9 protein-coding genes are annotated in these 10288 nt (G+C 75.1%); 5 read left to right on the forward strand and 4 right to left on the reverse strand.

All coding sequences use genetic code 11. The features are described 5' to 3' along the window. Positions 1-3: 3 nt before the first annotated feature. A complete protein-coding gene (locus ACFVHV_RS23375) occupies positions 4-87 on the forward strand; it encodes a putative leader peptide (RefSeq protein WP_350526312.1) in 84 nt (27 codons plus the stop codon). 430 nt (positions 88-517) lie between these two features. After that, a complete protein-coding gene (locus ACFVHV_RS23380) occupies positions 518-1687 on the forward strand; it encodes an acyl-CoA dehydrogenase family protein (protein WP_380353145.1) in 1170 nt (389 codons plus the stop codon). A 183-nt stretch (positions 1688-1870) separates the two neighbouring features. On the opposite strand, the gene ACFVHV_RS23385 is transcribed toward ACFVHV_RS23380, so the two are convergent. Then, positions 1871-2932 carry an aminoglycoside phosphotransferase family protein gene (locus ACFVHV_RS23385; RefSeq protein WP_380353152.1) on the reverse strand — a complete coding sequence of 354 codons (1062 nt, stop codon included), beginning with the start codon at positions 2930-2932 and terminating at the stop codon, positions 1871-1873. A gap of 690 nt (positions 2933-3622) precedes the next feature. Between ACFVHV_RS23385 and ACFVHV_RS23390 the strand changes: the two genes are divergently transcribed. Continuing rightward, positions 3623-5104 (forward strand): hypothetical protein, encoded by a 1482-nt coding sequence (locus ACFVHV_RS23390; protein ID WP_380353147.1) that lies wholly within the window; start codon positions 3623-3625, stop codon positions 5102-5104. A gap of 61 nt (positions 5105-5165) precedes the next feature. Here ACFVHV_RS23390 and ACFVHV_RS23395 read toward each other — a convergent pair whose 3' ends face one another. Then, positions 5166-5735 carry a hypothetical protein gene (locus ACFVHV_RS23395; protein ID WP_359914615.1) on the reverse strand — a complete coding sequence of 190 codons (570 nt, stop codon included), beginning with the start codon at positions 5733-5735 and terminating at the stop codon, positions 5166-5168. Between the two features lie 288 nt (positions 5736-6023). Here ACFVHV_RS23395 and ACFVHV_RS23400 point away from each other — a divergent pair, with 288 nt between their 5' ends. Continuing rightward, positions 6024-7535: a HEAT repeat domain-containing protein gene (locus tag ACFVHV_RS23400; RefSeq protein WP_359914618.1), complete on the forward strand. Its 1512-nt coding sequence runs from the start codon at positions 6024-6026 to the stop codon at positions 7533-7535. Positions 7536-7624: 89 nt separating this feature from the next. Here the strand turns inward: ACFVHV_RS23400 and ACFVHV_RS23405 are convergent, their stop codons facing one another. Continuing rightward, entirely contained in the window at positions 7625-8467 is an 843-nt protein-coding gene (locus ACFVHV_RS23405; RefSeq protein WP_380353153.1) for an undecaprenyl-diphosphate phosphatase, read from the reverse strand. 253 nt (positions 8468-8720) lie between these two features. Beyond that, the gene (locus ACFVHV_RS23410; protein WP_359914624.1) at positions 8721-9416 is read right to left on the reverse strand and encodes a class I SAM-dependent methyltransferase; all 696 of its coding nucleotides are present in this window, start codon (positions 9414-9416) and stop codon (positions 8721-8723) included. A gap of 144 nt (positions 9417-9560) precedes the next feature. Here ACFVHV_RS23410 and ACFVHV_RS23415 point away from each other — a divergent pair, with 144 nt between their 5' ends. Further along, on the forward strand, positions 9561-10136 hold the full coding sequence (locus ACFVHV_RS23415) for a DUF4396 domain-containing protein (protein WP_380353149.1): 576 nt from the start codon (positions 9561-9563) through the stop codon (positions 10134-10136). Positions 10137-10288: the final 152 nt, after the last annotated feature.

Genomic DNA, 10288 nt, shown 5'->3' on the forward strand with positions numbered 1-10288 from the left:
AACATGCCGTGCCGTCTCCCGCTGCTGACCCGTCGCAGGCATCTGGACCTGCGGCGCACCGCCAGCGCGGCGTGTCCGGGCCGCTGAGGGGGGATTCGTCCCCCGGCGGCGGGCGGTCGACCGGGTGCCCGGTCGGCGCCGACACCAGGGGGCGGGCCGTGAGCCGGCCTCCGGGGCCGCCAGTCGGTACCGCGCGCCCGTACGGCGTGCCGCCCGCATTCGCCGAGCCCACGCTGCCGCCCGGAGGCACCGCATCATGACGACCCGCACCGTCAACCGTTCGACCGTCGATCGTGCGTCCGAGGACGCTCCCGCCGGACGCCGTTCCCGGACCGCCCCGCGAACGGCGGATTCCGACCGGTCCGATTCCGGCCATCTCGAATCCACCGGTTCCACGCCCACCGGTTCCACACCCACCGGTTCCGCCGGCCCGGCGCGTTCCGCCTCCGCCACCGCGCCCGCCGCTTCCGCGTCCGCCACCGCGCCCGCCGCTTCCGCGTCCGCCTCCACCGACCCCGTGCCCGACCGCACCGGGATCGAGGCCGCTCTCGCCGGGCTGCCCCGGGTGGTCGACCTGCTGGCCGCCCGCGCCGAGGAGCACGACCGCGACGCGACCTTCCCCTACCAGGGGATCGAGGCGGTCCACGAGGCCGGGCTGCTCACCCTCACCGTCTCCGCGCGGTACGGCGGTCCGGGCGGAACGCTCGCCGACACCGTCCGGGTGCTGTCCCAACTCGGCCGCGGCGACGCCTCGGTGGCCGTGGTCACCGCCTTCACCCTGCTCCGGCACGCCGAGCAGGCCCGCCGCGCCGACTGGCCGACGGCCGGCTACCGGCGGCTGCTCACCGAGTCCCGGCGCGGCCCGGTACTGATCAACACCCTGCGGGCGGAGCCCGGGGCCGTCGTGGGCGAGCTGCCCGCCACGGTCGCCCGACGGGACGGCGACGGCTGGCTGCTGACGGGCCGGAAGACGTACTGCACCGGCGCCGAGGCGCTCGCCTGGATGGCGGTCACCGCGCGGACCGACGAGGAGGAGCCGAGGGTCGGCACCTTCCTGGTCCGCGGCGAGAGCGAGGGCCTGGAGATCGACCCGACCTGGGACCAGCTCGGCCTGCGGGCCAGCGCCAGCCACGATGTCGTACTGGACGGGGTCCGGGTGCCGGCCGACCTCGCGCTCGGCCTGACCGTCGGCCGCCGGACGGCCCGTCAGGACGTCGACGCCGGGGCCGAACTCTCCCTGGCCTGGCACGACCTGGCCCTCTCGGCGGTGGCGATCGGTGTCGCCCGGGCCGCCGAGGCCTGGCTGATCCGTTTCCTCAACCAGCGCACTCCGGCCAACCTGACCGAGCCGCTCGGCACCCTGCCGCGCTACCGGACCGCCCTCGGCGAGATCGAGGCCCAGCTGATCGGTGCCGAGGAGCTGGTCGAGGGGCTGGCCGCCCGGGTGGACCGGGGCGAGCCGGAGGCGGTCGCCCGGACCGGTCCGGCCCACCTGCTGGCGACCCGGGCCGCGACGGCGGTGGTCCAGCAGGCCGTCGCCCTCACCGGCAACCCCGGCCTGAGCCGGCGTCACCCGCTGGAGCGCTACCTGCGGGACGTGCTCAGCAGCCGGGTGCACCTGGCCGCCGACGAGACCGTCCTGGAGGCCGTCGGACGGGCCGCGCTGGAACGGGGCACCCGGCCGTAGCGCCCGGGCCCGGCGGTCGTTCCCGGGGCCACGACGGGCCCCCCGGCCCGGCGGCCGGGAGAGGCCCCCGACCTCCGCCCGGCGATGCCCGGACCCCACCGCCAAGCCCCGCCCGCGCCGACCAGCGGGGCGAGCAGGGCGAGCAGGGCAGGGCTTGGCGGTGGGGCGTCGGACCCCCGCGGCTCAGCGGGTCCCGACCGCGGCGCGGACGGCGCGGCGGGCGAGCGCCGCGTCGTCGTAGAGCCGGCGGATCATGATCCGCTGCTCCTCGCCGGCGCCCGGCACGTCGTACAGCCGGATCTCCCGCATGAGCACCAGCACCAGGTTCACCAGGAACGCGTCCCGGGCCATCGTGCCGCCGTTCTGGGCGAGTTGGCTGATCTGGCGGCGTGCCGCGGTGTCCCCGGACAGGACGCTCCAGAGCACCGCCAGGTCGTAGCCGGGCAGGTACCAGCCGGCCTGCTCCCAGTCGACCAGCACCGGGCCGGACGGCGCCAGCAGCATGTTGCTGAGCAGGGCGTCGCCGTGGCAGAGCTGGAGCGGGGTGTGGCCGAGGCCGTGCAGCAGGCCGCGCAGGTCGCCGGCGTCCCGGTCGGTGAGCTGGCCCACCGAGTGGTAGCGGGCGATCTCCAACTGGTAGTCCAGGCGCGGCTGGAAGACGTCGGTCGGCGGCCGCCACAGGTTCAGCGTGCGGACCGCGGTGAGCAGCGCCCGCACCTCGCCCGGGGTGGGCGCGTTGACCGGGTGGCGCTCGCGGGCGGCCGGGCGCCCGGGGACGCGCTCCATGACCAGCACGCACCGGTCGTGGTCGGCCGCCACCAGCCGGGGCAGCCGCACCGGCGGGCGGTGCCGGACGAACGCCCGGTAGACCGCGACCTCGTGGTGGAAGTCGGCCACCAGCTGCTCGAAGTACTCACTCCGCACCGCCTGCGGCGCCAGGCACTTGGCGACCACCGGAGCCCGCCCGATGGTGCCCGCCACCAGGATGTGGCGGCTGCCCTCGCGCAGGACCTGGCGCGGAGTGAACGCGGGACATATCCGCGCGACACTGGCGAGCGCCGCCCGGACCGCCGGGGTCTGGAGCGCCGAGGGATCGATCCGCTCGGGGCCGCCGCCGGGCTGGCCGGGCCGCCGGGCCCGCAGCACCTGGCCGTCGGCCTGCCGGGCCAGCGGCATCCGGCCACCGGCCGGCATGGCGGCCTCGGGGGCGCGCAGCCCCAGCGCGGTACGGCCGGTGGGGCCCATCGCCGTGCGGCCGGTCGGGACGACCCGGGTGTCCGTGGCCCGGCCCTCCGCGCCGCGCGGGGCCGCCGGACGGCTCGCCGGGGGCACCGCCCTCGGGCCGGTGCGGCCGGCGGCTGCGGCGGGGGGGCGCAGCGCGGGGCGGGTCGCGGTGGGCGTGGGGGTCGTCGCTGAGGAGTACATGGGCTGAGGGTGGTCCCTTCCGGTCCGTCGGCGGGTGTTGCCCCGCGGGGGCGGGGGAGGGCGGGTGCCGTGTGCTTCCTGGCGCGACGGCGGCCCTGCGGGTGGTTCGGTACGTCGGGTGGTGCGGTACGTCGTGCCGTGCGGGGGGTGGTGCGCGGGCGCCGGGCACGGACGCGGGGTCGGGAACCCCTGTTCGGCGGTGCTCCGGCCGTCCGCACCCTGGGGAATGCGGTCGGCCGGACTGCCGTGGCCGTGCCCGGCGCTCCCGCGCCACCCGGCCGCGCCACCCCCTCGGGTGAGGACCGGGAGCGCCCCGCGCCACCGTCGGGGGACAGCCCCGACGCTGGTGGGACGCCGCCCGACCCGGGGGGCGAGGTGGCGCACCCCTACAACACACCCGTCGGGCACTGGCTTAGTAGTCTGGCGGGCCCTGGCGAACGGTGGCGAATGCTCGCCCGGCACTTGCCCGAGCCTCTAGCCTCGGATCAGCCGAGGAACCTGGGGGCTTCATTGAGCAGGGAACCCAACACCCGACTGGCCGATCTGTTCGTCCTGACCGGATGGTCGAAGGGCGAGCTGGCGCGGCTGGTCAACCGTCGGGGTGCCGCGATGGGTCAGCTGCAGCTGTCCACCGACACGTCGAGGGTACGGCGTTGGATCGAGCAGGGGGAGATCCCGCGCGATCCGGTGCCGAGGGTGCTGGCGGCCGTGTTCACGGAGCGGCTCGGCCGTGTCGTCACCACTGAGGACCTCGGTCTGGAACGACACCGGCCCACCAGGTCCGGAGCGGACACGTCCGGAGCAGTCCCGTGGTCGCCGGATCGAACAGCCGCGGTCCTCACCGAGTTCACGGGAATGGACCTCATGCTGAACCGACGTGGATTGGTGGGCGCCGGAGCCGCGCTCACGGCCGGGGCGGTCATCGCCGACTCGCTGAAGGGCTGGCTGGGAGGGGAAGCGGTCGCGTACGCGGCGTCCGTCCCCGGGCCGCGACAGGTGGTCACCGGGAGCGGAGCGCACCCGGTGGTGGACGTGTACGACGCGGGCCCGGTCGGGTTCGACGAGGTGGAGTCGCTGGAGCACTCGGTGCAGGTGTTCCGGGCCTGGGACGCCGCCCGCGGCGGCGGCTTGCAGCGCAAGGCGGTGGTCGGCCAACTGAACGAGGTCGGCGGGCTGTTGACGCACCGGCACGCACCGGCGGTCGAGCAGCGGCTGTGGCTGGTCGCGGCCAACCTGGCGGTGCTGGCGGGCTGGATGTCGCACGACGTGGGCCTGGAGCCCACCGCCCAGAAGTACTTCATGATGGCGGCGGACGCGGCCAAGGAGGCCGGCGACCGGCCGCGGGCGGGTGAGGCGATCTCCCGGGCCGCACGGCAGATGGTGCACCTGGGCCGGGCCGACGACGCGCTCGACCTGATGGCGGCGGCCAAGGCGGGCGGCGGGCGGCTGCTGCCCAGAACGCGCGCCATGCTCAATACCGTCGAGGCGTGGGCGCACGCGTCGATCGGGCACTCCCAGGACACCTACCGGCTGCTGGGGGAGGCCGAGGACCTGTTCGGCGAGGAGGCGTCGGAGCCGCCGCCCTCGTGGATGCAGGTGTTCGACGAAGCCGAACTGCGCGGTATGCAGGCCCTGGTGCTGCGCACGCTGTCGGAGCACGTCCCGGCGGCGGCCGCCGAGGCCCGTCGGCACGCGGAGCGGGTGATCACGCTGCGGGAGGGCACCGGACAGCTGCGTTCGGCGTTGTTCGACCGGATCACCCTGGCGTCGGTGCACCTGATCACCGGGGAGCCGGACGCGGCACAGTTCCAGGCCAAGATGGTGCTGAACCTGATCGGCCAGAACTCCTCGCACCGGACCTGGGACCGGCTGCGGGAGATGTACCGGCTGACCGCGCAGTACCGGGGGCTGGCGGTGGTGGACGAGTTGCGGGAGGAACTGGGCCGGGAGCTGCGGGCGGCGGACGCCAAGAACCGGCGGCGGCTGACCTGACGGGCTCCCGGGTGGCCTCCGGCGGGTGCGCCCCGGGGGCGCGGGCGCCCGTCCGTCGGAGTCAGAGCGGCGGGGCCGGGCGGAGCAGCATGTGCAGGGCGACCACGGTGCCGTCCGTGCCGAGGACGGGCTCGCTCGCGCACTCGACGCCGTCGTGCCGTCCGCAGGGGCGGCGGACCCGCAGGGTGCCGGCGGCGTTGCGGCCGTGCACCAGGGCGTCGGTCATCATCCGCCGCAGCAGTGGCCGGTCCGCTTCGGGGAGGCGGTCGGGCAGCCGGTCGAGGCTGAGCGGGCCGTGGTCCGGGTCGCAGCCGAGGAGGAGGTAGGTCTCCGGGCTCCAGTGGATCCCGTCGGTGAGCAGGTCCCATGCGGCGGAGCCGAGCGGACCGTCGTCGATCGCGCCGTGGCCGCCGCCGTTGTCCAGGTAGCGGCCGGACGGCTCCTGCGCGGTGCCGTCCACTCTGCCGTCCGTTCCGCTGCCGGCGTCGCCCGTGCCGTCGCCGGCACCGTTTCCGCCCGCGGTGCCGGGAACGTCCGCCGCGGTGCCGTGCACCGTGCCGCTCCCGCCCGTCGGGGCGCCGTCCACCGCGGCGGCTCCCGGCGGGCGGGTGGCGCCTAAGGGCATGTTCATGGCGAACCCATCGCTCGGGTACGGCCCGTGGGGTGCGGGCCGTTCGGACAGTGAGAAGACTGTCGCACAGCGTCGTCACCCTTGCGGGCGATTTGGACAGAACGCAGGCAAAATTCCTCTGGCATATGCCACTGTGGCCGGAGCCTTCGTCGCCCTGTGTGCGGACCGGGGCCCGAGGCGGTAACCTTCGGTGATTCCGGCGCCCGGGCGCCCACCGCAGTACCGACCAGAGACCCCGGCGACGGAAATCCCGTTGCCACTCCGACCGCCGCAACGGATGCTGACCTCATGTTCGAGCCAGTGATAGCACCCAGTGCCAGCCTCCTAGGCCTCCTTCAGCGAGGCCGTGGTGACGGGCAGCTCCACGCGCTGGCCGCCGACCGTGCCGAGGCCATCGCCGCGCTGGAGGAGTGCGTCACCAGGGACCCGCGAGCCGACTGGCAGGTCGAGAGCCGCTCCCTCTACTACGCCCGCATCTACATGGACCTGGAAGCCCCCCTCGAAGGCATCGAGGACCACCTCCACTCCGCCGAGGACCTGGTCACCGACGACGAGAGCCGCACCGGCCTCGCCCTTTCCGTCCTGGGCCACCTCGCCGCGTACGGCCGGCGCGACGCGCTGCTGATGCTGCGCGAGTACGCCGCCACCGGTGCCAACTGGTCCTGGGCCCTCGACGAGCTCGCCCTGCGGGACGACGACCGCGGCCTGCTGCTGCTCGGCACCGCCGTCCTGGACCACTTCGCGCCGGGCCCCGAGGGCGACGCCGAGCTGCGCGAGTTCATCCGCAACGCGTACGAGCCCCGGCCCTGGCGGCTGTGGGCGGCCTACCACCCCAGAGTGGCCGCGGCCAGCGAGCAGTCACCCTTCGACCTGTGGCAGCGACAGATCAACCGCAGCGGCGTCACCCCCGGCTGGTCCACCGCCGACGTGCTGGCCTGGGCCGACCAGGGCGAGCTCGGCGGCCTCGGGGTCGGTGCCTTCCTCGGCCGCCCCGACGGCCGTGGGGAGCCCGCACGCGGCAGCGACGCACCGTCCGGCCCCGACGCGGTGGACCGCCGCGCCGCCGCCGCCGCCCGCTGCCTGACCGCCGTGGTCCGGCCCGAGGACCGCCCGCTGCTGCTGGAAGCGGCGCGCGACGGCCTGCCCGGCGCGCGCCGGGCCGCCCTGCGCCACCTGGTCGAGCAGCGCGACCCGGCCGCCGTCGGGCTCATCGAGGCCGCCGCCGCGGACGTGGACGACCGGATCGTCCGGGCCGCGCTGGAACTGCTCGGCCGGATGCGCGGCCCCGACGTGCTGGCCCACGCCCGCCGCTGGGCCGACCCGGCCAGCGGCGGTGCCGACAGCGCGCTCGGCGAGGCCGCCGTCCAGCTGCTCGCCGACGCCGGGGAGCCGGCCGACGCGCCGCTGGTGGTGGCCGGGCTGCGCCACTGGATCTCCGTGCGCGGGGTCAGCGGTACCGGGCTCGGGTCGCTGGTGGACGGTGCGGGGCGGCTGGCCGCCGCCGACGCCGTGCCGGTCCTGCGCCACATCTACGGCGAGGCCGCCTCCTCCGAGCTGCGCGGACGCGCCGCCCAGGCGCTGGCCGCGACCGACGTGCACTTCCCCGAGGGGCCCGCCGTCGAGTGCCTCTGGGACTGCGAGGAGTCCACGCGCGAGCTCGCCGCGCGCCACGTCGCCACCACGGGCGACGCGCGTGTGCTGGAGCGGTTGCGCAGGCTCGCCGCCGACCCGGCCGAGGAGGCCGAGGTCCACGCCGCCGTGCGCGGCCGACTGACCGCCGCCCGGGAGTTCGGGCGTTAGGGTCGGGCCCACAACGTTCAGTGGGCCGGGACACCGACACGGTGTCCCGGCCCACTCGTTTCCGCGGGTCCTCGCACTGAAATCCGGTTCTACTTCACGGCGCCCGCGTCCGGGGTCAGCACGCCTCCGATGACCAGTCCGATGATCAGGACGCCGAGCAGGACCCGGTAGACCACGAACGGCATGAAGCTGTGGCTGGAGATGTACTTCAGGAACCAGGCGATCGCCGCGTAGCCGACCACGAAGGCGATCACGGTCGCCAGGATGGTCGGCCCCCAGGCCGGCGCCGGACCCTCACCGATCTTGAACAGCTCCAGCGCCCCGGAGGCGAGCACCGCCGGGATGGCGAGCAGGAACGAGTAGCGGGCGGCCGCCTCCCGGCTGTAGCCGAGCAGCAGGCCCGCGCTGATCGTGCCGCCGGAGCGGGACACGCCCGGGATCAGCGCCAGCGCCTGGGCGAAGCCGTAGATGCCCGCGTGCGGCAGCGTGAGGTCGGTGATCGGACGGGCGTGGCGGACGGCCCGGGTGCGGTCGGCGAAGGCCAGGACCAGGCCGAAGACGATCAGGGTGGTGCCGATGATCCGCAGGTCGCGCAGGTGGGTCTCGATGGTGTCCTGGAACAGCTTGCCCAGGATGCCGATCGGCAGGGTGCCGATGATCACGAACCAGCCCATCCGCGCATCCGGGTCCGAGCGCAGCGCCGGCCGGAACAGGGACAGCGACCAGGTCTTGATGATCGAGGCGATGTCCCGGCGGAAGTAGATCAGCACCGCCGTCTCGGTGCCGAGCTGGGTGACGGCCGTGAAGGCCGCGCCCGGGTCGTCCCAGCCCAACAGGGCGGAGAAGACCCGCAGGTGGGCACTGGAGGAGATCGGCAGGAACTCGGTGAGCCCCTGGATCAGGCCGAGGACGGCCCCGTGGAACCAGTCGATCACCGGGCACCCGCCGGGGATATCCGTCGGGCGTGGGACAGGGGCGGCATGGGCGGGTCCTTGCGGGTCGGAAGGGCATGCGGGGCCGCCGTGCCCCGCCCGGCCCGCGGGCCGCGCGCGAGCCCGGCGCGCGGCTGATGGTACGGGGTGAAGGTGACGGTTCTTTGTTCACCCTTTGTCGCTGCTTTGCGCACAAGCCCGCCGCCGCTCCGGAACCCGCCCGGAGTTGGGTCCAGGGCGTGTCTGACGCGTCCTAGAGCACCGGCCGGGCCCGGACCCAGGTGCGGTCCGCGGTCAGGTAGCGCTCGACCACCAGGTCGGCCTCCGCGAGCGCCCGCTCGAACGCCTCCGTGTCGAGCGGGCGGGACAGGAAGGTCTGCGTCCAGGTGCCGTCCGGGAAAACGTACTCGAAGCGCACGGAGTTGACGCCGTCGCCGACCGGTGTGGCCGAGACCAGCCGGGCCCGGGCGTCCGGGCCGATGGCGCTCTCCCGCGGCACGTTCCGGTGCCAGTCCTCGCCCTCGCGCTGCACCAGTACGCAGCCGTCCTCGGTGACGTGGCGGCGGCAGGTCTCCAGCAGGCCCCGGCGGACCGTCACGTCACCTGCGTGCACCAGGAAGGAGGCGAGCACGACGACGTCGAAGCGCTCGCCGAGGTCCAGCTCCTCGATCCGGCTGCGCACCGTGCGGACGTCCGCACGGACCCGGGCCAGCATGTCGGGGGACTCGTCCACGGCCGTCACGGCGAAGCCGCGATCGGTCAGCGGGTGCGTCATCCGGCCGACGCCGCAACCGAGTTCGAGGATGCGCGCGCCGGGCGGCACCGCGGCCTCGATCACGTCCGGGGCGTCGCCCGCGGGGAGCCGGCTCCACACCTCGACGGCGCAGCCGTCCCGGCTGATCGCGCCCTCACCCGTTCCGTCGTAACCCGCGCGTCGTTCGTCTGCCATGCCCTTCATCGGAACACGGACGGGTGCACAGGGGAAGAGGGCGTCGGAACGGGATTGTCAGATACCCCAGGGGGGTATATGTTCGACAGCGACGGAGCGAGGGAAGCGGCGCCGAACGGGGCGCCGGGGCGCGTGGAGGACGACATGGCACACCCCGAGCAGCACGAGCACCAGGAGCGGGCCGACCGGCAGCACGCCGCTCACGAGCGGCACGAGCACCACGGACACCATGGGCGCGACCATGCCGGCCACCACGGCCACCAGGCCCACGGCGGTGGCGGAGCCGGCTGGCGGACGGCCGCGCAGGCGACCCTGCACTGCCTCACCGGGTGCGCCATCGGCGAGATCCTGGGCATGGTGCTCGGCACCGCCTTCGGCCTGCACAACGGCGCGACCGTGGTGCTCTCGATCCTGCTGGCCTTCGTCTTCGGTTACGCGCTGACCATGCGCGGCGTGCTGAAGGCCGGCCTCGACGTCGGCGCCGCGGTCAAGGTCGCGCTGGCCGCCGACACCGTCTCGATCCTGGTGATGGAGCTGATCGACAACACCGTGATGGTCACCGTCCCGGGGGCGATGGACGCGGGCCTCGGTGACCTGTTGTTCTGGGTGGCGCTGGCGGGTTCGCTGGCCCTGGCGTTCGCGCTGACCGTCCCGGTCAACAAGTGGATGATCGGCCGGGGGCGCGGCCACGCCGTGGTGCACGCCCACCACGGGCACTGATACCACCCCAGGGTATCGAAGCCTCTCGCCCGCGGCCCCGGGCGGCCCGGGGAACGGGGGGGGGGGGGCCCGGGGGGGGGGGGGCCGCGGCGCCCGGGGCCGGGGGGGGGGGGGGGCCCCGCCGGGCGCCCGCGGCGGGGGGGGGGGGGCCC

Origin of the sequence: Kitasatospora sp. NPDC127116 (assembly GCF_042677365.1) — a bacterium.
GTDB lineage: Bacteria > Actinomycetota > Actinomycetes > Streptomycetales > Streptomycetaceae > Kitasatospora > Kitasatospora lactacystinica.

Excerpts from the sequence above, each read along its gene's own strand:
- ACFVHV_RS23400 (WP_359914618.1), top strand. The coding sequence starts at position 6,024 with ATGTTCGAGCCAGTGATAGCACCCAGTGCCAGCCTCCTAGGCCTCCTT.
- ACFVHV_RS23415 (WP_380353149.1), top strand. The coding sequence starts at position 9,561 with ATGGCACACCCCGAGCAGCACGAGCACCAGGAGCGGGCCGACCGGCAG.
- ACFVHV_RS23385 (WP_380353152.1), bottom strand. The coding sequence starts at position 2,932 with ATGGGCCCCACCGGCCGTACCGCGCTGGGGCTGCGCGCCCCCGAGGCC.
- ACFVHV_RS23395 (WP_359914615.1), bottom strand. The coding sequence starts at position 5,735 with ATGAACATGCCCTTAGGCGCCACCCGCCCGCCGGGAGCCGCCGCGGTG.
- ACFVHV_RS23410 (WP_359914624.1), bottom strand. The coding sequence starts at position 9,416 with ATGGCAGACGAACGACGCGCGGGTTACGACGGAACGGGTGAGGGCGCG.
- ACFVHV_RS23375 (WP_350526312.1), top strand. The coding sequence starts at position 4 with ATGCCGTGCCGTCTCCCGCTGCTGACCCGTCGCAGGCATCTGGACCTG.